Source organism: Bacillus sp. TE8-1 (assembly GCF_008368855.1).
Taxonomy (GTDB): domain Bacteria; phylum Bacillota; class Bacilli; order Bacillales; family Bacillaceae_G; genus Bacillus_A; species Bacillus_A cereus.
Genome location: NZ_QPET01000012.1, coordinates 233,390 through 256,320, shown reverse-complemented (window position 1 = coordinate 256,320; position 22,931 = coordinate 233,390). Strand labels below are relative to the sequence as shown.

Below are 22,931 nucleotides of genomic sequence, written 5' to 3'. Positions count from 1 at the left end.
ACCCAACCTAACTTCTTTGCTTTTGCTGAATTTCGAGGTAAGGGATCTTACTGCCCGCAAATAGCGAGATAAAATAATCATGTATCTCTGTTATACATGATTTTCAGTAAATTGTAAAAAGGATATATTGGCCAATTTAAATAGCAAAAATGAAAATCTCTTACCTACGTAAACGTAATACGACATACAATTGCTCATAAATTATTAAATAAATCCATAAAAATATACACTTTAAAACATAATTGAGTAAGCCATTATAGTCTTTTGGAAGATATTATCTAAAATAGTATACTAAACGGATAAAGGATATTTGAATAAAGAAACTGAGGCTTTCTATTTAGCTGGACTCTTAAGTTGTAGACTTAGAGACTGATGCCGGAATTCATATTTAATTTCTATTTCTGTACATCATATCGTAAGAAAGAAGGTAGTACTGTGAAAACAACAGAAAATTTTACTGACAGGGCCGATATATATGCAAAATATCGCCCTAGTTATCCTAATGAATATATTGATTACTTGCTTTCAGCTAACCAACTGAAAGGGAATCGGATTGTGGCTGATATTGGTTCAGGTACGGGGATATTTAGCCACCAGCTGCTTGAAAGTGGTTTACATGTTATTGGAGTTGAACCAAATGATGATATGAGGAAGATCGCTGAGCAATCGTTAAAACTATATTCTCGTTTTCAATCCATAAAAGCAACTGCTGAACATACCACTTTAAAAGAAAATAGTGTAGATTTAGTAACTGTTGCCCAAGCATTTCATTGGTTTAATAAAGAGGCTTTCAAAATCGAATGCCAACGAATTTTAAAACAAAAAGCAAATGTTGCACTTGTTTGGAATAGTAGAGATTTAACTAGTCCACTTATTAAAGAGAATGCAGAAATTTGCCAGAAAACCTGTCCAAACTTTAAAGGCTTTAGCGGTGGAATAGATGAAACTCCAGAAGTATTTAAGAACTTTTTTAAAGATGGAAAGTATGATTTTAAAGAATATCAAAATGATTTACTTTTTGATTATGAAGGGTTTTTGGGAAGGAATTTATCAGCATCTTATGCTCCGAAAGAAAATGACGAACAGTATAAAAATTTTATTTTTCTCCTATCAGAGCTATTCGAAAAATACAGTAAAGATGAAAAAATTATTCTCCCGAATTTAACACGAAGCTATCTAGGCAATGTATAAACAGCCTGATACAAAGAGACTTTGAACGGAATTAAAACAAGCTTAACCCCTTCCTGAATGTAGAAAGAAGTTAGGCTTGTTTTGCATTTTACCACATCAAATTCAAATGACTTTCGTACAATAAAGTAGAATATATTAGAAAACACCTTAAACTGAGGAGGAACTCAATGGCGCGTTGTACGTATTTTAAAACGAAGTGGAAAGTAAAAGACGTATGGTCGATACTCTTGGCATTTGAAAAAGATTGTCCGTATTGTTTTGGGAGGCAATATCTATCAAAGAAAACAGTGAACGCTATGCCAGAACTTATAAGCTTACCTTTACACTTCTTGTTCCCTTTTCTTGTTGATTTGAGTGATGAAGGTCCTTTGGATTGGTATCGGAAATAATATAACCTCTACATCCAAAGACTACTTTCTACTAAATTCGCTTCTCATCATTATCCCTTCATACATTACTCTCATAATCGCTTATACTTTCCCTTTTAAAGATCCCATAGCTCAACAGGAAGAGCGTCCCCTGAACAAATTTTATCAATTATGACTAAAAAATCAGTGATATATGTATACTGTTAAACATAAAAAATTAGCATTGGGTTCCAATTAAATATTAATTGAAACCCAACACTACTTGTATTCTGTAATTCAGAATACAAGTAGTGTTTTTATTATGCATTTTTGCATACAGTATTGTTTTCTCTTGTAAATAGATAATAATGGTATATAATAAAATCAACGTTTTACCAATAAAAGGTAATAAAGAGTAGTGGGATAAGCAAATAACCAAAACGTATTAACAGATTTGTTCTATGTAAATCATGATACATATATGAAATCAAAACTATGAAATTTTATGTAGAGGTTAGATTACTACAAGATGAAAGATTCATAGCGAATACACTCGAGGAAAAAAGTGTTCGATTAGATTAATCTTATAAAACTATTTAATGTGACGCCTATCGAACGAATTGAGAATATACTTAGGGGGAATTTCAAGTGAAGGCATTTAGTAAAGTATTATTAACTGGCGCATTAGCTTTAGGCGGTTTAACGGTTATGAACATTGAAACACCAAAAGCACATGCTGACGCAGCAAGCGAGTTCTGTCGTTATATTTGTGGTCCTAGCGAAACGTTGAACGGTGTTACAGTTCAAGTACACGCTACAGAGTACAGCTACGGCCAAAATATGATTGCAAAAATCACAAATGATAGAGCTGAAGATGTGCGCTATCGTGTAACTATTGAAAAGAAATGGGCAAGTGGCTGGGGTTACTATGAAACTGACTTCAATTTCGGCTCCGAATTACCAGCTGGAACAAACGAAGAATTTTACAATACAACTGGTTGGGGTGGACAACTTTCAGAAAACGGGGAATATCGTTACAAAGTTGAAATTAAAAATGTTGACGGTTCTGTAGATACAATTTATACAGCTTCAATGACACTTACAGGAAGATAATTCATGAACAAGCTCCATTATTTATACTTGTATTTTTGATGATATCATTGATAATTGCGGTGATATTATTATTATTATTGAAATAAGCTCTTCGGGGCTTATTTTTTATATACAAATTAGAATGATAATATTCAGAAAATTACATCTTTACACTACTAAAGTTTGTTGCTATTATAGGAATACGTCAAACGTTACAATATTCAACAAATTATACAAATCCTCCGATTACACGAATGAAAACACATTGCTGGTCGTAATATTTATAGTTGGGATCCCGTAGCTCAGCAGGGAGAGCGCCACCTTGACAGGGTGGAGGTCGTGAGTTCGAGCCTCTCCGGGATCATACTAAAACTTCTTGATATACAAGGATATATAATAGTTAATCGCAACGAGTGAAACAGCACTTTTGAGGCAGAAGGTATTTTTTAATCTCCTTTCTCCATTCAGCACATCAATAAGATTTCATTTACGTCCTCTCATTTTCCGCTGATTTTTTTGAAGTGTATTTTTTATGACGCTATGTAACTCGTCTATAATTTCCCTCTGTAATATCTCTGTCACATCATTACTATTCAACTTTTTCGGTCCTCTAACCCCTTGGATTCTATGACCTTTTTCATTCAACTTAACAGCTACATTTGAAACATTGTTATCTAAAGCATACTCATATATTGCATCTGTCTCTAAAGAAGTTACCTCATAATTTGAAACTAATTCAATAAAACGACTCCACTTTTCAACTGAATCCTTCGCTTGTTGTAGGTTCATTTCCTTACTCTTTTCTCCTCTACTTTTAAATATAAATATACATTTATTATACCATTTCATTAAAATTACACATCGAAACGTCCCATCAATTATTCTCTAACTATCATATATATTAAAGGTTGGTATTTATCATTAATTATCTCTTCACGTACTACCTCGATAAGTTGCTTCTATAAATACCTTCTGTTCCATCTTCGAGTGTATAACTGCTAACTGCCCCAACCTCACCCCATATGTAAGGAAATTCAACCAAATCATTACATCACTATATAAATAAAATATAATATTTTGTTAGGTCTTTTATAAGTAATTACTTCACAAAAAATTCCCCGTCTAATACTACTTTAGGGTTATCCTCTTCCACTCATCAACAAACAACTTCCTCCTTTTTGGATCATCAGTTGTAACAATAGTAAAGTTCATACCTTGTATTTCTCTCAATTTTTCTCTGGATATGTTCAAATGTGCATGTAGTTCTTTTAATCTTTTATCTTTCATTCTTCCTCTTCTAAAGTGATCAAAGAAGGGATTTATAGATTTTCCATCTATCTTTCGGAATTTCTGTACACTGCTAAAGGAATTATCTTTTTCATAATTGCATCTAACATAATCTTCTTCCCAGATAACTCTCTCTATTTCTCCATATAACACAGTTAATTTATTACCTACCAAAATATCACGCAAAATGACGGGATTAATATCTTCTAAATATTTAGCATCAAATATATTATCAACAGTAGGATTAAAACCTTGAATATGATATGAACCATAATATTTTAAAATCAAAGTGAGAGCTGGCAATTGTTCATCATAACAATCAAAATATACATTAATATCTGTCTTAGAAAACTTAAATGAATACTTAATACACGCAGTTGGTCTCTTTAGTCTCGCAGTCTCATAATTTTGTATTAAATGTTCTAATAGAGTCATACCTTACTCCTCCTAACTTCTATATATTTTAAAAATATAAACCAAAAATACACATCACAGCCCCCACCCTAAATTTAAGCAGAGGCTATTATGCAAGTTGCTTTTCATTTATAAATTTTAATAAAAGATTTAATCTATTCTCATTTAACTTATTTTTTCCATGGCCCTAACTAAATCGTCTACAAAGGAATTTACACAATTCACCAAGAATGCATCTATCGCTTCAAGAAAGTGACTCTCCTTAATTTGCTCTTGATAATATTCAATTATATCGAGCCTATATCCACTCCCTTGCCCCCACCTATAATTGGTTTTCCGCCAGAATTGCTCATACTTTTCGAAGGAAAACACATTTTTTTCAAATGTATGATAAACCTTCCGATTTATTCTATTAACTCTTTCTTCATAAATCTCCCCTATATCTTCCATTAACATTCTAATAGCAACTTCCTGACCTGAACTTATATTCACAAAAGACTTAATACCTTCTAGTTTTAATAATACATTGTCCTTAATATCCTTTAATTGATATTTAACTAAATCTTCTATTCGAATCGCACCTTCTTGATATATATCGTGATGGTCGTATACTCCATGTCTTATGTTTATGGCTCTAATAGTACTAGGATACTTCCCCATAAAATAGTTATTATAAATTTTTAATACATCCTCTTTAGCCTTGATATTGTCTTGATAATAGCCTTCAACATCTTTAATAACCTTAATGATTTGGCTTTTAGCATATTGATCGTTTTCATGACTATATTTTAGTTTTTCTAAATTAATTCTAATCTCATTAATCTCTTCATCATATTTCTCAACTATATTTAAAACCGTTGCATTTACTTGTTTTAAAACATCCTGTCTCTCATATTGGATAATTTCATTCTTATATCTCAGAGCCTCTTCCTTACTGCCATAATCATCAAGATCATCCATTGTTACCTCTAATCGCTTTTCACTATCAAGAAACCTTAACGGATTATAGAAGATAATATTATTCTCGTTAAAAGGTATTCTGTTCTCTATAAATTTTCTTATTATTTGTTTCTTTCTAATCTCAATACCCTCAATTTCTTCTTCTACTGTACCGTCTACTCCAACTACTAGATTTGGTTCATTATTTCTAAAATTCACAAGAAAAATCATTCGATCTATTAAACTTAAATTCTCGTCATATGCATACGTATTAAGAAGGTTAATTAACGATAAAGACGGGGCAGCAAACTTGTCAATTAAAATAATAATATTATTTGGCTCTTCCCTAAATATCTTGTATAGATCTTTTCTATCACTATTAGCTAAGGAATCTAGTCCTCTGGTATCCACAATTTTATTGATATAAGGTAAATTATCAAAATTAAAAATTTCTTTACTCAAATGAATTTTGATAATTTTAGGAAGTGAAGATGTGTCAATTTTCCCAAGATTAAGATTTTTAAACGTATTCTTAATCCATAATAATTCATCTTCCATAGATAGATTATTATTGACTTCAAAAACTTCCTGAGAACGTTTTTCCAAATTAGCATATGAAATAACTGCATCTATGAATAGCCCCATCTCATCATTTGCAAATCTACTAGCTAATTCTATACCATGATCTATCCGATTCTCATATTCTTTTGTTTCCTTTAAATTTGTCATATTACGGCAAGCTCTTTCAATTTCCGGCGGTAATGGGATTCCCTCCTCAGATTCCCTAAATATCTCATTTGTTTTTTTGTGAGCTTTGGCAAAAATATATTCTGCAAAAGACCTTAAATAATCAAGTAAATCTTGTTCACTTACCGCCTCTATAGTTATAAATGTTTTACCAGTTTGACTAGGAGTAATTTCTATATCACAAATTGTAGTTGCTCCAGATCCAGTTTGTAGAATGTCCTCTATTACCTTAATACTCTTATTCTTTCGCCTCTTGGAAGCCTTATGTACTAAATTTAAAATCCTACATATATTCGTTGTTTTTCCTATTCCCTTTTCGCCAATAAAAACTAATGAAAAATCTAAAGTACTGTTATCTTTTATAAATTTAATTTTTTCTAGCATCCTACTGTATGTATTAAGAGAAAGTGTAGTTTGAACATTACTTTTTTCTAACTCATTTTTAATTTCGCTTTCTATGTTCTCAATATCCGTCAATAACGTTTTTAGACTCATGGGCAACCTCCAAAAATTTAATTCTTTTTTACCTTGCCATTAAGATAAATTATATCCCCCTTTAATCTTAAAACCTGTAATCTTTTGTAACAATTTGGACAAAGCGCTACAAAAGTAGTTTCACTGGAATTCACACCAGGTCCCTGAGGTTCAATTTCATGTATTTCCAGATAAGGCAATCCATCATTTCCAATAAAAGGCGCAAAATTATTACATAATTCACAGAAACCATTTGCACGATTCAAAACTTCCTTTTTCACATTCTCTCTTTCATTAATAAACTCGATGTCTACGTCTTCTATCAATTCCTGTAGGTTCTCCATTGCGTTTTGCTCATTATGTTCTTCGTTAGTGTAGAAGTCATTAACATTCAAATTAAACAATTTCGATAGTTTTATCGCTAAAGATAAATCAGGCCTCCTCACTCCTCTTTCGTACATTCCGATAGCAGAAGGGGATAGATTGACTAATTTAGCAAGCTCTTGAATTGTTAAACCATTTTCCCTACGCAATAACCTAATTTTATAACCTTCGAAATTTTCCATAAATTAATTTTACCATATAAAACCAAAAACACAAGTGTGTTTTTCTTCGTTCGTGCTATACAAATAGTACTAATTCATATAAATATTTCATTTATAATTATGTACTCCAAGTACAATTATAGATAATCTTTTTATTCATTATTATATAAAAACCTTCCAATAAAAAATGGGAGAAATAAAATTCACCTTAACTTCTAATTCTAATTAAATCCCCGCAAAATAGGAAATAATTCAACTAACAGAAAATTCACCATAAACTTGATAAAATTTAATCAAGTTTATGGTCAAGAAATTTTATTTTTCTATGTTATAAGATTTGTACAAGCAATGTACAGTCCTTTATAAACCCTTGAAACAAGTAACTTTTCGCTCCATATTCTCAAAACGTAAAATATATGTTTCTTATCTTAACAGGGGTGACCTTAGGTTCGACCATAAAAAGAGACACCATATCAACCTACTAGCTGATACAGTGTCTCTTTTCTATCCAAATCACTCCCAACCAAACATCTCCTTCAAAGATTCCACCTTCGTAAACAATACTGCTTTTAAGTTATCATTAGCAACGATTTTATAGTCACCATCTTTGTTTTTCATTAAGTTTAGTGTAACTTCGCGAGTTGCCATTGTTGTATCTTTATCTGATAAACGTATGATGATAGCGCTGTCATTGTTTTTCCGATTACTCTTTGTCTTCACTAAAGATACTAGGAAAAACCATTAGCACAACTTCTCCTATTGCTTTTATTACGCCCACAGGTACGAAGTTACTTTCTACATATGGAATCCCCTTTTCATCACAATACCTGCTTCGACATCGGCCTCACTACCCTATATTCATTACTATAAGCTTCCTTTATGATTAAAGGCGGATATTCACTTTTTTCTTCCTCAATCATTGTGAATACTTCTGTTTTCTCTTGTAATGTATTAGATTCTCTATTTTTAGTAGGTTTTTTACTTATTTTAATTTCCCTTGTTACTTCGCCAAGTTTTCGCCCAACTTCTTCTACTTTGGCAGGTTCATTCGTAACATGTATTCTTGTTCGTCCCATACTAACATAGGTGGCACTTGTTCTCGTTTGTTACATATTATATAAGTAGTACTAGCTACAAGTAGTAGACAAGTTAATAAATAGAAGATAGTTTTTTTATTCATATACTACACTCCTTATCTATCATTTCATTGGATTATATAATACAAGTTATTTATAGTAAATGGATTTAGTGGTAATTTTTAGGTTGAACAATAAAGAAAAAACCTTACCGAAGTAAGGTTCCGTTTTTACATTCTATAGTGACCGACTTATTAAAACAATCATTACAATAATCGCTATAAACATAACAACTAAACAGCCGATCATTTTATAAAATCCTCGTTTCGTTAACGTCCCGCCTTGAACGTCTTTACGAATAAATAAGAATACTGCTAAAAATAATACAAGCCCAATGCCAAAAGCATACATCATTTGCATATGTTAATCTTCCTTTCTCTCTTCCATCTTAATATCTTTTTGCCAAAACAACAAATGAGATAAAGACGGTACTCATCGTAAGTGCCATAAGTATATTCAATAATTCAGTAGCAGATAGTGTAAGTATTTTTAAGTTTAAGCCGATAGAGAAAAGAAGATAATATGCCGTTAATGCAAAAAAGGTTACAAACATTCCTTTATAACGAATAAGTTTCATTCGCTCGTCTTTTTCTTTAAATTGCGGATGCAAGTAGCTTAGACAGAAACACATAATCATCATCCCAAGCAATGGATACGTTATGGCTGGCGGTGCAGAATGCGTCATTATACCTGTTAATATCATAAATCCACTCATAAATAGAAAAATAATCCCCATAATTACAAAGTACTTTTGTGAATAATTCATCCCTATTCCCCCTCTTCTTTTCCTTTATAAATAAATACATGTTCTATTGTTGTCTGAAATGTTTTCGCTATTTCAAATGCTAGCGGAAGTGATGGATCGTATTTCCCTTTTTCAATTGAGATAATGGTTTGTCTGGAAACTCCAAGTTTCTCAGCCAACTTTTCTTGAGATAGTCCAAATTTTTTTCGGTATTCGACCATTTTATTTTCCAAGGAAATTTCTCCCTCCTTCCATATACCGAGTATATATGTAAAGGAAACTTTACGTCAAGTTCCCTTTACATATATTTTGATTATTATTCACGCTATTTATATAGAAGAAACTTTTTTTCAATTTCAGCACGTCTATTTTGAAGCGAAACACGGAACACTGTAAATAACTGTTACTATATCTCCTCACTTCTTTTTTTAAAATTTAATATCTCCATATTTGTTTTATCCTTTTAAAATATTTCATTTATTTCTTTATTTCACGAAATACGTTATTTGTTTTACGGTGTTTTTCGTCATATTTATAGAAACTAACTGTTTATGGAGCATTTTTTATGTTTAGCAACTTTTTTTGTAGAAATCCTTCACTTTCCTTTCAATATTTAACACTATCTAAATAAAGTTTACGATAAATTCATAATTTTTTATTTTTTATACTATATTCCGTTATATTGTTGTATAATATCTATGAAAGCGCTTATTATTTCAATATACATAATTCAAACTGATTTTATCGAAACATTCTAACTATTATACCTATATTTAAATGCAACAATTATAGCTATTAGTATAGGCATACCAAATATATCCACCCCATTTTTCTGTAAAATTACTTTATAACATGAAAGATTAACTTGGGTGATAAGTTATTGTGAATGTTTTTTTACAAAACAGATAAGTAATAGTGTTTGGTATTATGTAAATTATTGTAATAACATAAGAGTAAAGAAAACATTTACATTGATTATTGATTCATTACTTATTGAAAAAGAGCAAAATGCACCTTTGTATGGAAAAGGATTATATGCATTGGGAGGTTTAAACAAATGACGAGGAAGAATACAACGACAAACCCTTGGGCCAAGTTCCACGGTCCGAACCTTGGTTATGTTATTGAACAGTATGATCTTTACGTAACTGGAGCAGGTTCTGTTGATCCGGAATTACAAGAGCTTTTTGAAATTTTTGGAGCTCCTTCGTTTCAAGATGATGTCGTAACAGGGGACAACACAGCAACACATTTTTCTCCTCAAAACACAGGTAACATTGAAAAAATTCTTAAAGTCGTTCAACTAGTTGAGCAGATTCGTTCTTTCGGGCACACGTTGGCTCACATCAACCCGATGGAAGATGCTGCAAATGGACAATCTCTTCTTGAGAAAGCAATGAGCGAACTGAGCGACGCTGACTTGAAAGCGATTCCAGCGAAAACAGTATGGCAAGATGCACCAGAAGGTATTCACACTGCACTTGATGTAATTCATAGATTAAAAGACGTTTATACAAAATCTTTAGCTTATGAATTTTCTCATATACAAGATAGTGAAGAACGCGCGTGGTTGCATCAAATGGTGGAATCAAATTCATTGCGTCAACCACTATCAAACAAAAAACGAACTGCTCTTTTAAAACGTTTAACAGCTGTTGAAGGTTTCGAGCAATTCTTGCATAAAACATTCGTTGGGCAAAAACGTTTCTCTATCGAGGGCGTTGATATGCTTGTACCTGTTTTAGATGAAATTGTTCTAGAAGGTGCTAAAAACGGCGTTGAGGATGTCATGATTGGTATGGCTCACCGCGGTCGCCTAAGCGTACTTGCTCACGTATTAGAAAAACCATATAGCCACATGTTTGCTGAGTTCAAACATGCAAAAATAGAAGGCGCAGTGGCTAATTCTGGCTGGACTGGCGATGTGAAATACCACCTAGGTAGAGAACAAGTCGTTAGTAACGAAGAAGTTAGCACTCGCGTGACATTAGCAAATAACCCGAGTCATCTTGAGTTCGTGAATCCTGTAGTAGAAGGTTTCGCACGTGCTGCTCAAGAGAATCGTAAAAAATCTGGTCTTCCAGATCAAGATACTTCAAAATCATTCGTAATTTTAGTTCATGGTGATGCTGCATTCCCTGGTCAAGGTATTGTATCTGAGACACTCAACTTAAGCAGATTGAACGCGTATCAAACAGGCGGAACGATTCATGTTATCGCAAACAATGCAGTTGGTTTTACAACTGATAGCTATGATTCTCGTTCTACGAAATATTCTAGTGACCTTGCAAAAGGTTTCGATATTCCGATTGTTCACGTGAACGCTGATGATCCGGAAGCTTGTCTTGCAGCTGCTAACCTTGCAATTCAATATCGCATGTTGTTCAAAAAAGATTTCTTAATCGATTTAATTGGTTACCGCCGCTACGGTCATAACGAAATGGATGATCCAGCAGTTACGCAACCACAAGTGTACAAAAAAATTAAAAACCATCCAACTGTACGAGCAATTTATGCAGATCAATTACAAGCTGCTGGTGTTCTAAATGCAGATGAGGTTGAAACAATTACACAGTTTACACAAGAACAATTAAAATCCGACTATGCACAAGTACCACCAGCTGATACGAGCGATGCAACAATTCACGTTAAAGTGCCAGATGTTGTTGCAAAAGGTATTCAGTCAATTGATACTGGTGTTGAGATTGACTCACTTCGTGCAATTAATGAAGGTCTACTATCTTGGCCGGAAGGATTTAACGTATATCCGAAAGTGAAGAAAATTCTTGAGCGCCGTAAAGATGCTCTTGAAGAAAATGGTAAAATTGAATGGGCACTTGCTGAATCGTTAGCATTCGCTTCTATTTTACAAGAAGGTACGCCAATTCGTTTAACTGGTCAAGATTCACAGCGTGGTACATTCGCACACCGTCATATCGTATTACACGATACTGATACAAACGAAACATATTCACCATTGCATCGCTTACCAAACATTAATGCATCGTTCTCTGTTCATAACAGTCCGTTATCAGAGGCTGCTGTTGTTGGTTACGAATATGGTTATAACGTATTCGCTCCAGAAACTCTTGTTATGTGGGAAGCGCAATATGGTGACTTCTCAAATACTGCGCAAGCATTATTTGATCAATATGTTTCAGCTGGAAGAGCAAAATGGGGTCAAAAATCTGGCTTAGTTCTTCTATTACCACACGGTTATGAAGGTCAAGGACCAGAGCACTCTAGTGCACGTCCAGAGCGTTTCTTACAGTTAGCTGCTGAGAATAACTGGACAGTTGCAAACTTAACGAGCGCGGCTCAATACTTCCATATCCTGCGTCGTCAAGCATCTATCTTAGGAACAGAAGCTGTTCGACCATTAGTATTGATGACGCCGAAGAGTTTATTACGTCACCCACTTACGCTTTCAACTGCTAGTCAGTTAAGCGAAGGACGTTTCCAACCTGCTTTAGAACAAGAAAACCTTGGCATGAAACCAAATAAAGTAAAACGTCTTGTTTTAAGCACAGGTAAAATGGCGATTGACTTAGCAGCAGAAATCGAGTCTGGTAAACATGAGTACAACTTAGACGAAGTTCATGTCGTTCGTATTGAGCAATTATACCCATTCCCTGCTGAGAAAGTTCAATCTATTATTAAACGCTTTAAAAACCTAGAAGAAATCATTTGGGTTCAAGAAGAACCTCGTAATATGGGTGCATGGCATTACATGGCTCCAATTCTGTTCGAACTTGCTGGAGATAAAGTGAAAACGGGCTACATTGGACGTCCTGATCGCTCTAGTCCATCTGGCGGCGATCCATTCGCTCACAAAGCTGAGCAAGAACTAATTGTTGCACATGCTTTAGATGTAAAGTATAACTTCCGTCAAGATAAACAAGAAATTGAAGTTTACAGCAACTAAAAAGTAACAATGAAGGTTTCTAGCTTGTTCCTTGGGCAGATATTCTGCCCAAGGCCAGGCTAACAAATGGAGATTACCGAAGACAAAAGAAGAAAAAACACACCGTTAGGCAAATAAGGGGAGGACATTTAAAATGATCGAAATTAAAGTACCTGAGCTTGCAGAATCTATTACTGAAGGAACTATTTCACAATGGCTTATCAACGTAGGCGACAAAGTTGAGAAAGGTGGCAGCGTTGTTGAGCTTGAAACTGATAAAGTCAATGTAGAAATCATTGCAGAAGATTCAGGTATTGTATCGAAGTTACTAGGCGAACCTGGGGATACAGTTGAAGTTGGCGCAACTATCGCAATTTTAGATGCTAATGGAGCACCAGTTGCAGTAAGTACACCTGCACCGGCTGCTGAGCAACCAAAACAAGAAACAGCTGAAGCACCGAAAGCTGCGGCACCAAGTGCTGAGCAAACTGCAACACTACAAGGGTTACCAAATACAAACCGTCCTATCGCATCACCAGCTGCTAGAAAGATGGCTCGTGAATTAGGAATCGACTTAAACGACGTACGTAGTACAGATCCACTTGGACGCGTGAGACCACATGATGTACAAGCTCATGCTGCTGCAGCACCAAAAGAAGCACCAGCTGCTCCAAAGAGTCCAGCTCCTGCTCCAGTTGCAAAAACGGAATTCGAAAAACCAGTTGAGCGCGTGAAAATGTCCCGCCGCCGTCAAACAATTGCAAAACGTCTTGTAGAAGTTCAACAAACATCTGCAATGTTAACAACATTTAACGAAGTTGATATGAGTGCGATCATGGAATTGCGTAAAGAACGCAAAGATGCTTTCGAGAAAAAACATGATGTACGTCTTGGCTTCATGTCATTCTTCACAAAAGCAGTTGTTGCAGCATTAAAACAATTCCCATTATTAAATGCTGAAATTCAAGGTGACGAGCTTATCATTAAAAAATTCTATGATATCGGTATTGCAGTAGCAGCTCCAGATGGATTAGTTGTTCCAGTTGTACGCGATGCTAACCAATTAAACTTCGCTGAAATCGAAAGCGAAATTCGTGAATTAGGTAAAAAAGCACGCGATAACAAACTTTCATTAAAAGAACTACAAGGTGGTACATTTACAATTACAAACGGTGGTGTATTCGGTTCTCTAATGTCAACACCAATCCTAAATAGCCCTCAAGTTGGTATTTTAGGAATGCATAAAATCCAAGTACGCCCAGTTGCAATTGATAACGAGCGTATGGAAAACCGCCCAATGATGTACATTGCTTTATCTTACGATCACCGTATTGTTGATGGTAAAGAAGCAGTTAGCTTCCTTGTTGCTGTTAAAGATATGCTTGAAGATCCAAAGTCATTATTATTAGAAGGTTGATAGATTAAAAATCTATTAAAGGCTGTAGAATGAATCATTCTACAGCCTTTTTTTATTGTGTTCATACGGGACAAATTTCATGACATAAAGTAATAATGTATGCCTAAACGTAAGGAGGATTAAAATGAATAACCTTCCAATTCATGCAAAACTTAAAGTAAATAAGGATACTTTCTTCCTCCCCGATTCAAACGGGGGTGTCTATTTTCGAAATAACGCCAGTTCATTTCGCATGGACGGTGATGGAATTTATGACTGGATTGAAAAATTAATGCCAATGTTTAACGGAAATTATTCTTTAGCAGAAATAACCGATGGCCTCCCTCTCCCCTATCAAAATCGGGTATTTGAAATTGGAGAGATTTTATATGAAAATGGTTTCGTTCGCGATGCAAATCAAGATGCACCTCATGAATTAAACAGTACATTACTCGACAGATATGCTTCGCAAATTGAATTTTTAGAAGCCGATTCTCATTCAGGTGCTTTAAAATTCGAAACGTACCGCGGAGCAAATGTCCTTGTACTTGGTTCTGGGGATATGCTCACTTCCTTAGTTTCTTCTTTATTAGAATCTGGTTTACCTACATTTCATTACCTCGTTACAGATCGAGATGAAACAAACTATGACAGAATACATGAGCTAATAGAACGTGCATATGAAGTTGATAACAGTGTACTCCTTCAAGAAATCGATACTACAATTGACCGTCCCTTACATGAAGTATTCGAACCTTTTGATTGGATTTTATATGTTTCTCAAAATGGAGACATTGACGGTTTAAAAACAGTTCACACTATTTGTAGAGAAACGAAAAAGAATTTTATACCAGCTATTTGTTTATCAACACTCGGTATAGCTGGACCTGTCGTAATGGAAAATCGTGATGAATGCTGGGAATCCGCATGGCATCGGCTACATGAAACGACTTTGCAAAATGAAAATTCATCGGATTCCTTCTCACCAATTACATCTGCCATGTTAGCAAATGTAATCGTTTTTGAATTGTTTAAACATGTCGCGGATGATTCATATCGTGAAAAAGAATCGCAATTCTTTTTATTAAACTATGAAACACTTGAAGGAACGTGGCATCCTTTTATAAAACACCCTCTTGCAACTGATGAAAGTTTTACAATTGATACGATAGAAAATCTTTCTGAAAAACTTGAGCATCGGTCGAACCAACATACTTCAACTGATGTATTCCGCTTTTTCGACTCATTAACTTCTAAAGAAGCCGGTATATTCCATGTATGGGATGAACAAGATTCATATCAATTACCGTTATCACAGTGCTATATTCAAGTAGCCACTCCACTATCAGATGGCCCAGCTCCCCTTCTGCCTCTTATGACTTGCAGTGGATTGACTCATAATGAAGCACGCCGAGAAGCCGGTTTAACAGGAATTGAAACATATGTAGCAGAAATCATTCACCGCCTTATTCCTGAACATAACGATATCGGTATCGGTGCTGGAGAAACGATGACAGAAGGATTTTACCGGGCACTACAACAACATTTAAACAATAAACTGTATGAGCGGCAGTCACATATGCTAGAAGAACTTACAACGATTGATTTAACTGATATTCACGATAAACATTGTAGATTTTATTACGATGCTCTTGCTACAATTCATGAAACACCTAAAATTGCAATGAGTGAAGAGATTCTCAGTTTTCCAGTCATTTGGATTGGTATAAATGATAGATGGTACGGTGCATCTAATATTAATATGACGTTAGCGTTACGAAGCGCACTACAACTATCACTGCTCCACATTCAAAGTGAAGAGACTCCTTACAGAGCTAATATCTTGCCTGAATCATCTATTATTTTATATGACACGGATTCTTTTAGAGTGGAAATACAAGCGGAAGAAGAAATTCCAAGTGTGCAATCTTTACAGCTTGCCTTACAGCATTTAGAAGAACATAATTTTTATCCCTTCGTGTTTGATTTAGCAATCGAACCATTTTTGAAAGAAAACTTAGACGGTGTGTATGGGGTATTAATTGCAAAGGAGGACGGTTTATGATTCAAAATATATTGCTTATAGGAGATGGCCTTCTTGCAGACTATGTACATGATCAATTATGCAAACAATATTCCATCATTCGTCAGCAGACCCTTACAGAAGAACTTCCTGAAAATATTCATCTCGCTCTCGTATTACATGACGGATCTCCTTCTACTATTCATCATGATGCCGAACTTATTTTTCGCTCAAATCATATTCCGTGGCTTCGTGGTTTTACTTCATTTGGCGAAGGTATTATCGGTCCTTACATTCATCCTCTTACGCCTGGATGTTCCCATTGTTCTGATGGACGCCGTTTTATCGCTGGCTTTGATCAAAAAGAAATGTGGGAACTACAGCGGAAATATGCCTTTAAAGCAGATAATGTAACGAGACGTGACGTACGTGCCACCCAAAATGGAATGTTGCAAATGTGCTATCTTATTTGCGCAGAAACAGGAAAAATATTAACTCATAACCATTCTTCTTTAGAAAATGAACTTATTTTACTAAACTTACAAACATTACAATGTACGCGGCATTCTTTTCTTCCAGATCCTCTCTGTCCTGTATGTAGTAATTTACCTGATGATACTGCGGATGCGGCGGAAGTTTCTTTACAACCGAGTTTAAAAGTAAGCACCGAAACGTATCGCTGCCGTTCCATTCATGAGCTAAACACATTTTTAACGAGAGACTATTTAGATTATCGGGTCGGTATGTTGAACGGAAAAATGCAGCATTCATTATTACCATTCGCTGACGTCATTATAAACATGCCATTAATGTTCGGAAATGAAGGTGTTGCAGGCCGAACTCATTCATTTGCAGTGAGTGAAGCAACTGCTATTTTAGAAGGTTTAGAACGATATTGCGGTATGTCGCCTCGCGGGAAAAAGACAAATGTGCATGGTAGTTTTCATGATTTAGAGGAACATGCACTAAATCCCCTCACACTCGGTGTACATACAAATGAACATTACAATCGTGATAATTTTCCATTTAAGCCGTTTGATCCTGATTATGAGCAAAACTGGGTATGGGGATATTCTTTATCACAAAAGAGACCGCTTTTAGTTCCTGAATCAATTGCTTATTATAGCCTCGGTCATCGAGATGCTTTCGTGTATGAAACATCAAATGGATGTGCAATTGGCGGTAGTTTAGAAGAAGCGATTTTTCACGGTATTTTAGAAATTGTAGAGCGTGATGCGTTCTTACTCACTTGGTATGCAGAATTACCTCTTCCCCGCCTTGATCTGAGTTCAGCAAATGATACAGAATTACAATTAATGATCCAGCGGTTACGTACGATTACCGGGTATGAATTACACGCTTTTAATGCGACGATGGAACACGGCATCCCGAGCTTATGGGTAATTGCAAAAAATACGCGTGAAAATGGAATGAACGTTGTTTGTGCGGGAGGCGCTCATTTAGATCCTATTCGAGCCTTAAAAAGCGCCATTCAAGAAATAGCAGGCATGTTACTTATAACAGACGATGAGCTCGAGCACAAAAGAGAATACTACGAAAAGTGCTTACAAGATTCTTATTTCGTTAATAAAATGGAAGACCATAGTATGCTGTACGGATTGAAAGAAACGGAAGAACGTCTTCACTTCCTTTTACGAGAAGATGCACCGGTGCAAACGTTCCAAGAAATAAATGTATCACAATCATTTGATATGGATTTAACATCCGATCTCCACCAACTTTTAAATCGTTTGCATCAATCTGACCTTGAAGTAATCGTTGTAGATCAAACCGTTCCCCTTATAGAAAAGAACGGACTACACTGTGTAAAAGTTATTATTCCAGGTATGTTACCGATGACGTTCGGACACCATCTTACTCGGGTTACAGGACTGGACCGGGTATATACCGTACCGATGACACTTGGATATACAGACGAACCTTTAACAAATGAAAGATTAAATCCACATCCACATCCGTTTCCATAGTAAAGGAGGGATTTCATGCAGCTAGATACTTTTTTACATCATCTCCATTTCTCTATCGATGAAATTATGCCAAATCATGAGGTGGACTGGAAAGACGCACCGCTTCCTTATAAATTATATCGAAATGTACCTACCATCCCGCTCTCCTTAGAAATCCCGTTATCTTTATCGAACTCTTCTACTACACCTACTCTAAATGAGATTGGTCACTACCTTTGGTATTCATTTGGTGTAACACAATTATGTCAGCTAAATAGCGAGAGAAATGTATTACGTAGATCCATTCCTTCAGGCGGTGCCTTATACCCGAATGAATTGTATATCTATTTAAAGATTGACGATTATCCAGACGGCATTTACCATTATGACGCCGCGCATCACCGACTTATTTTACTTCGCGAAGGAAATTTCGATTCTTATTTAGCAGACGCACTCGGTAATCGCTGTAATATACATGATTGTTTCGGTGCCGCATTCGTATCCACTATGTTTTGGAAAAACTTCTTTAAATACAATAACTTTTCATATCGCCTTCAAGGATTAGATAGTGGTGTTCTCATCGGACAATTACTTGAATGTGCCAAACAATTCGGTTACACAAATGGCGTATACTTTCAGTTTCTAGACCGTGCACTGAACCATTTACTCGGATTGTCAGAAGGCGAAGAAAGTGTGTATGCCGTTATTCCTTTAAGTACAGAGCTAGAAACTAATTGGTTTCACAATGATTACCGTGAAAATAAAACAGTTACTTCTCATGAGTTGTTGCAACAAATTCCGCCACTCGCACATGAACATTTCGTTCGCTCAAAACATGTAAATGAATATCCGATGATAACAAAAATAAATGAAGCTTCTATGATCGAATCGACAGCACACTTCCAAACACTAGCTCATGAAGAGCACTATCAACATCATGAGTATGCTGTACAACTGCCGAAAGTAGAGCGTTTATCTTATGATTTCTTGCAACTTTGCAGAAAACGGTATTCCCCTGATGCTGACTTTACTTTAACGAAATGGGATGCAGCTGAGCTCGCTACTTTACTACAAGAAGCGAGTCTCTCCTTCCCCTATTACAACGACCTTGACGGTAAGTATACAAATGAAAATACACGCGTCTCCGTATACGGATGTTTTTATAACGTGAAAAATATTAAAAACGGGGCTTACGCTTATAACAGTAAAACACATTCCATACAACCAATTCGATATGGAGACCTTCGCTACCCACTTCAGTCTAGTATGACGATGGATAACGTAAACCTTTTTCAAGTACCACTTTGCCTACATGTAGTCGGAAAGAAAGATTATTATACAAATGCATTAGGCTATAGAGGGTACCGTATTCATCAAATGGAAGCAGGTATACTTGTTCATAAACTCGTTTTTGCAGCGACCGCGATGGGGATGGGCGGGCATCCTTTACTTAGTTTTGATACAAATTCATGTGATCAATTGTACGGAATAGATGCTGGGAATGAAACATCTCTTATTCAAGTTCCAGTTGGGGCATATCGAGCGCGGAATTGGTTAAAAGGGGCTTTGCATTGTTAGAAGCACGCCGTCTATCGGCGTGCTTTTTTACTAGATTAACTTAAAAATACTCTTAATTTGTCTAGCAAATAACCAATTTTTCGTACCGTAGTTATCATTTAAACTATCTAAATTGATAGATTGTCCGTTAGCAAACTTTAATTCTAACGTAGTATTTTTGTCATTTGTTTTTAAGTTACTATTTGTAATGGCATCATACTTTAATTTTTCAATCTCAACATATTCGTCTTTTTCTTGTCCAATCACGACATGGTCTTGGAAGAAGAAAAATACTTCTACTTTTTTACCGAAACAAAATACATTTTTCGTATAAATTAATGTCGCGTTATCAAGTCCGACACATACTTCTTTCATTTCTTCCACAACGTGTCCAAAGTCTTCTTCATGTCTTGCATTTGATTCAGCAATCCATTCTTCGATTGTTTTCATGTTAATTGCCATACTGCGCCCCCTGGTTCGTTCATTGCTTTGTTTAAAAAATAAATACTATATGACAATATAAGCGATACGTACTATGTTTTCAAGGGTGAACGGTATATTCAAAATAAAGTTAAATTTCAAAGTAATATACTAGGAGCACCAATCTCATTGTATTTTAAACGTTTGAACGAGGCATTCTTCATCATCGATTAACTGTATTTTCTCATCAAATTCGATGTTTAGCTCCCTATATACTTTCTTCCAAAAAGAAACAGCTGGTATATTTTTCACAAGCTCGATAACGAAATATTGCCCCCGTTTCTCTTTTAGTACATTCTCAATAACTTGTTTACCGATTCCTTTCCCCTTGTGTTGATTCAATATGAAAATGTCATTTATACCAAAGTCGTTTTCCTTCTTCAAAAAAGGACGTTCCAGTAGTAATAAAAATCCTACAATATCATTATCACTTTTAATAAAATACGGAGTGATTCCGTCATTTTCCCAAAACATGTGCAAATCTTCGTATTCAAAAAATCCATTTTCCCCAATCGTTATATTAGGAGTGAATGTAGAGAGGTCATGAAGATATAGTGCGTACAAATTACGTAATATTTCTTTTTCTGATTCTTGAACGGTTTGAAGTGTTACAAACATTTTTAATGATCCCTCTTCCCTATTTGTAATTATTTCCCCCTTTTTTATTCGGCAAAAAGGCTTATTCCCCTTTAACGAAAAAAATAGCACTTTAAAAAGTGCTATTCCGCTCTCCTTGCCGCTTGCTGAATTGGATCCCAAACGCTGTTATATGGTGGGGCATAACTTAAGTCGACATCTTCTAAATCGTGAATGCTCATTTTATTGAAGAGTGCCATTGCGATTACATCAATCCGTTTATCTACACCTTCTTCTCCAATTACTTGTCCGCCTAATAATTGTTTCGTGTCGGAACGGTATAGTAATTTCAAGTAAAGTGGTTTCGCATTTGGATAATAGCCCGCCATATTAGTCGAATCTACTTTGACTGTTTTATACGGGATGTGTAGCCCTTTCGCTTCTTTTTCATTTAATCCTGTTCTTGCAAGCGTCAAATCCATAAATTTAATAATGCCTGTACCTAACGTACCTTTAAATGCTCTTCGTTTATCAAGCATATTCAGTCCAGCAAGTCGGCCTTGTTTATTGGCAGTCGTTCCGAGCGGGATATGATCATGAATTTCCTTTATAACGTGGTAATGTGTTGCGCAATCACCAGCTGCATATACGTCTTGCACATTCGTTTGCATATATGCATTTACTTCAATTGCCCCTTTATGATTCTTACGTATATTTGTCCCTTCAAGAAAATCAGTATTTGGCTTCACTCCTACCGACACTAAAACAAGATCTGCTTTATACGTACCTTTATCCGTTTCAATTGCTTCTACTCGCTCATTCCCTTTAAACGCTTTTACATTTTCATTCGTTAAAATTTCAATATGATGCTTATCTGCTTCTTTATGTATGTACTCTGCCATATCTGCATCATAAATCGTACCGATATGATCATTTCGCTCAATCATTCTTACTTTCTTACCAAGTTCGACGAATGTTTCTGCCATCTCCAGTCCGATTGCGCCACCGCCAATAATCGTTACATCTTCAACTTTATTCGTTTCTAGCGTTTTTAATATGCGCTCAGCATCAGGAATTGTTTTTAAAAGATGAACGCCTTGTAATTCCCGTCCTTCCCATTCTGGCATAACAGGACGCACTCCAGTCGCAATTAATAATCGATCATACGGAAATTCAAAGACATCCTTCGTCTTCGTATGCTCTGCGTATACCATTTTCTTTTCCGTATCTACTTTCGTTACTTCATGTCGTACTTTCGCATCAATTCCGTATTTATCACGAAACGTCTTTACATTACGCGCGATTAACTTTTCCGTTGAAGCGATAGCACCACTAATGACATACGGTAACCCACACTGCGCGTACGAATAAATTTCACCTTTTTCTAGCGTCACAACATTTGCATTTTCATCGTTTCTAACAATTTGCATAGCTGCACTCATACCAGCTGCATCTCCGCCAATAATGACATAGTTCACTTTACCACTCCTTCTTTTTTACATACTCTTTACGTTTTCCATATTTTATAAAAATAACACCTACCTCCATTGTAAAGAAAGAGAATTTTATCTTCAAATTTGGTGCACAAACTTATGTATGAATAGGTAACTGTCGTGTCTTATAAACAACATGTTTAATATGCTATAAAAGCAAATATCGAAAGTAGGTGAAACATACATGTGCGCTGGTCTTCTCGCTCAGTTTCCAGAGGAACCGAAAGAACCGAAAGCCGCCCTCCCGCTTGAACAAGAATTTACCGTTAATGCAACATTATACAGTGCTCGCGCTTGGTTATCAGACAATGACACTTTCTCTCAAACTATTTGGAAAGCCAATCGCTTTGCTTCTGCATCACACGCTGGTAAGTCCATCTTCCCCGTTGGTACTGTTAAAGTTGTAAATGTTTCTGATGATACAATAACGGTTACGATATCATCAGAATCAGATGATGCACTCAAAATAGTCGTTCCTCCTCATTCTGAAGCTGCCTTAACGTCTAGTTCTTTATCTGATGTGCAAGCCAGTACATCCGGGGGAGCAAGTAAAGTCACATTTCTCTTTCATATCTTTTTCTCAAGGGATCCTGGTCCAGCTAAATAACGATAGAAAAG

Annotated in this window: 19 protein-coding genes, 1 tRNA gene and 2 pseudogenes; 10 read left to right on the top strand and 12 right to left on the bottom strand. The window is 35.5% G+C overall.

Annotated features, from left to right (window positions below):
• Positions 1 to 435 precede the first annotated feature (435 nt).
• The 4 genes from DN404_RS10735 (at position 436) to DN404_RS10720 (ending at position 2,994) form a co-directional block, all read left to right on the top strand.
• A complete protein-coding gene (locus tag DN404_RS10735; RefSeq protein WP_149215058.1) occupies positions 436 to 1,191 on the top strand; it encodes a class I SAM-dependent methyltransferase in 756 nt (251 codons plus the stop codon).
• 167 nt (positions 1,192 to 1,358) lie between these two features.
• Positions 1,359 to 1,580 carry a hypothetical protein gene (locus tag DN404_RS10730; RefSeq protein WP_149215057.1) on the top strand — a complete coding sequence of 74 codons (222 nt, stop codon included), beginning with the start codon at positions 1,359 to 1,361 and terminating at the stop codon, positions 1,578 to 1,580.
• A 606-nt stretch (positions 1,581 to 2,186) separates the two neighbouring features.
• Positions 2,187 to 2,651 (top strand): hypothetical protein, encoded by a 465-nt coding sequence (locus tag DN404_RS10725; protein WP_071741054.1) that lies wholly within the window; start codon positions 2,187 to 2,189, stop codon positions 2,649 to 2,651.
• Positions 2,652 to 2,921: 270 nt separating this feature from the next.
• Positions 2,922 to 2,994: transfer RNA gene (locus tag DN404_RS10720), tRNA-Val, on the top strand.
• A gap of 119 nt (positions 2,995 to 3,113) precedes the next feature.
• On the opposite strand, the gene DN404_RS10715 is transcribed toward DN404_RS10720, so the two are convergent.
• From DN404_RS10715 to DN404_RS10675, 9 genes and pseudogenes are all read right to left on the bottom strand, one after another.
• Positions 3,114 to 3,419, bottom strand: a complete 306-nt coding sequence (locus DN404_RS10715) for a hypothetical protein (protein ID WP_098963481.1) — start codon at positions 3,417 to 3,419, stop codon at positions 3,114 to 3,116.
• Positions 3,420 to 3,758: 339 nt separating this feature from the next.
• The gene (locus DN404_RS10710; protein WP_149215056.1) at positions 3,759 to 4,352 is read right to left on the bottom strand and encodes a hypothetical protein; all 594 of its coding nucleotides are present in this window, start codon (positions 4,350 to 4,352) and stop codon (positions 3,759 to 3,761) included.
• Positions 4,353 to 4,496: 144 nt separating this feature from the next.
• Positions 4,497 to 6,512 (bottom strand): hypothetical protein, encoded by a 2,016-nt coding sequence (locus tag DN404_RS10705; protein ID WP_087875081.1) that lies wholly within the window; start codon positions 6,510 to 6,512, stop codon positions 4,497 to 4,499.
• A 17-nt stretch (positions 6,513 to 6,529) separates the two neighbouring features.
• A complete protein-coding gene (locus tag DN404_RS10700) occupies positions 6,530 to 7,057 on the bottom strand; it encodes a helix-turn-helix domain-containing protein (protein ID WP_087875080.1) in 528 nt (175 codons plus the stop codon).
• Positions 7,058 to 7,549: 492 nt separating this feature from the next.
• Positions 7,550 to 7,835 (bottom strand): annotated as a pseudogene (locus tag DN404_RS10695) (hypothetical protein); the annotation flags it as partial.
• 19 nt (positions 7,836 to 7,854) lie between these two features.
• Positions 7,855 to 8,216, bottom strand: a pseudogene (locus DN404_RS10690) (hypothetical protein).
• A 133-nt stretch (positions 8,217 to 8,349) separates the two neighbouring features.
• Entirely contained in the window at positions 8,350 to 8,532 is a 183-nt protein-coding gene (locus DN404_RS10685) for a DUF3976 domain-containing protein (RefSeq protein WP_001178303.1), read from the bottom strand.
• Positions 8,533 to 8,560: 28 nt separating this feature from the next.
• The gene (locus DN404_RS10680; protein WP_001109895.1) at positions 8,561 to 8,938 is read right to left on the bottom strand and encodes a hypothetical protein; all 378 of its coding nucleotides are present in this window, start codon (positions 8,936 to 8,938) and stop codon (positions 8,561 to 8,563) included.
• A 2-nt stretch (positions 8,939 to 8,940) separates the two neighbouring features.
• Entirely contained in the window at positions 8,941 to 9,150 is a 210-nt protein-coding gene (locus tag DN404_RS10675; RefSeq protein ID WP_000428513.1) for a helix-turn-helix transcriptional regulator, read from the bottom strand.
• Between the two features lie 824 nt (positions 9,151 to 9,974).
• Here DN404_RS10675 and odhA point away from each other — a divergent pair.
• From odhA to DN404_RS10650, 5 genes are all read left to right on the top strand, one after another.
• Positions 9,975 to 12,842 (top strand): 2-oxoglutarate dehydrogenase E1 component, encoded by a 2,868-nt coding sequence (gene odhA / locus DN404_RS10670; protein WP_000197161.1) that lies wholly within the window; start codon positions 9,975 to 9,977, stop codon positions 12,840 to 12,842.
• 133 nt (positions 12,843 to 12,975) lie between these two features.
• Positions 12,976 to 14,238 (top strand): 2-oxoglutarate dehydrogenase complex dihydrolipoyllysine-residue succinyltransferase, encoded by a 1,263-nt coding sequence (gene odhB / locus DN404_RS10665; protein WP_149215054.1) that lies wholly within the window; start codon positions 12,976 to 12,978, stop codon positions 14,236 to 14,238.
• A gap of 124 nt (positions 14,239 to 14,362) precedes the next feature.
• On the top strand, positions 14,363 to 16,282 hold the full coding sequence (locus DN404_RS10660) for a putative thiazole-containing bacteriocin maturation protein (RefSeq protein ID WP_149215053.1): 1,920 nt from the start codon (positions 14,363 to 14,365) through the stop codon (positions 16,280 to 16,282).
• Positions 16,279 to 18,228, top strand: a complete 1,950-nt coding sequence (locus tag DN404_RS10655) for a TOMM precursor leader peptide-binding protein (protein ID WP_149215052.1) — start codon at positions 16,279 to 16,281, stop codon at positions 18,226 to 18,228. Before DN404_RS10660 ends, DN404_RS10655 begins: the two co-directional genes overlap by 4 nt.
• Before the next feature lie 15 nt (positions 18,229 to 18,243).
• Positions 18,244 to 19,785 (top strand): SagB family peptide dehydrogenase, encoded by a 1,542-nt coding sequence (locus tag DN404_RS10650; RefSeq protein ID WP_149215051.1) that lies wholly within the window; start codon positions 18,244 to 18,246, stop codon positions 19,783 to 19,785.
• Between the two features lie 30 nt (positions 19,786 to 19,815).
• Here DN404_RS10650 and DN404_RS10645 read toward each other — a convergent pair whose 3' ends face one another.
• The 3 genes from DN404_RS10645 to DN404_RS10635 form a co-directional block, all read right to left on the bottom strand.
• On the bottom strand, positions 19,816 to 20,226 hold the full coding sequence (locus tag DN404_RS10645; RefSeq protein WP_000996782.1) for a DUF3908 family protein: 411 nt from the start codon (positions 20,224 to 20,226) through the stop codon (positions 19,816 to 19,818).
• Positions 20,227 to 20,370: 144 nt separating this feature from the next.
• Entirely contained in the window at positions 20,371 to 20,862 is a 492-nt protein-coding gene (locus tag DN404_RS10640; protein ID WP_012593175.1) for a GNAT family N-acetyltransferase, read from the bottom strand.
• A 101-nt stretch (positions 20,863 to 20,963) separates the two neighbouring features.
• Complete coding sequence (locus DN404_RS10635; protein ID WP_001110222.1) at positions 20,964 to 22,298, bottom strand: CoA-disulfide reductase; 1,335 nt, start codon at positions 22,296 to 22,298, stop codon at positions 20,964 to 20,966.
• A gap of 199 nt (positions 22,299 to 22,497) precedes the next feature.
• On the opposite strand from DN404_RS10635, the gene DN404_RS10630 reads away from it, so the two are divergent.
• Positions 22,498 to 22,920 carry a hypothetical protein gene (locus DN404_RS10630; protein ID WP_149215050.1) on the top strand — a complete coding sequence of 141 codons (423 nt, stop codon included), beginning with the start codon at positions 22,498 to 22,500 and terminating at the stop codon, positions 22,918 to 22,920.
• The last annotated feature ends 11 nt before the right edge of the window (positions 22,921 to 22,931 follow it).

Excerpts from the sequence above, each read along its gene's own strand:
- DN404_RS10660 (WP_149215053.1), top strand. The coding sequence starts at position 14,363 with ATGAATAACCTTCCAATTCATGCAAAACTTAAAGTAAATAAGGATACT.
- DN404_RS10650 (WP_149215051.1), top strand. The coding sequence starts at position 18,244 with ATGCAGCTAGATACTTTTTTACATCATCTCCATTTCTCTATCGATGAA.
- DN404_RS10705 (WP_087875081.1), bottom strand. The coding sequence starts at position 6,512 with ATGAGTCTAAAAACGTTATTGACGGATATTGAGAACATAGAAAGCGAA.
- DN404_RS10730 (WP_149215057.1), top strand. The coding sequence starts at position 1,359 with ATGGCGCGTTGTACGTATTTTAAAACGAAGTGGAAAGTAAAAGACGTA.
- DN404_RS10640 (WP_012593175.1), bottom strand. The coding sequence starts at position 20,862 with ATGTTTGTAACACTTCAAACCGTTCAAGAATCAGAAAAAGAAATATTA.
- DN404_RS10680 (WP_001109895.1), bottom strand. The coding sequence starts at position 8,938 with ATGAATTATTCACAAAAGTACTTTGTAATTATGGGGATTATTTTTCTA.
- DN404_RS10655 (WP_149215052.1), top strand. The coding sequence starts at position 16,279 with ATGATTCAAAATATATTGCTTATAGGAGATGGCCTTCTTGCAGACTAT.
- DN404_RS10645 (WP_000996782.1), bottom strand. The coding sequence starts at position 20,226 with ATGGCAATTAACATGAAAACAATCGAAGAATGGATTGCTGAATCAAAT.
- DN404_RS10715 (WP_098963481.1), bottom strand. The coding sequence starts at position 3,419 with ATGAACCTACAACAAGCGAAGGATTCAGTTGAAAAGTGGAGTCGTTTT.
- DN404_RS10685 (WP_001178303.1), bottom strand. The coding sequence starts at position 8,532 with ATGCAAATGATGTATGCTTTTGGCATTGGGCTTGTATTATTTTTAGCA.
- odhB (WP_149215054.1), top strand. The coding sequence starts at position 12,976 with ATGATCGAAATTAAAGTACCTGAGCTTGCAGAATCTATTACTGAAGGA.
- DN404_RS10700 (WP_087875080.1), bottom strand. The coding sequence starts at position 7,057 with ATGGAAAATTTCGAAGGTTATAAAATTAGGTTATTGCGTAGGGAAAAT.
- odhA (WP_000197161.1), top strand. The coding sequence starts at position 9,975 with ATGACGAGGAAGAATACAACGACAAACCCTTGGGCCAAGTTCCACGGT.
- DN404_RS10710 (WP_149215056.1), bottom strand. The coding sequence starts at position 4,352 with ATGACTCTATTAGAACATTTAATACAAAATTATGAGACTGCGAGACTA.
- DN404_RS10630 (WP_149215050.1), top strand. The coding sequence starts at position 22,498 with ATGTGCGCTGGTCTTCTCGCTCAGTTTCCAGAGGAACCGAAAGAACCG.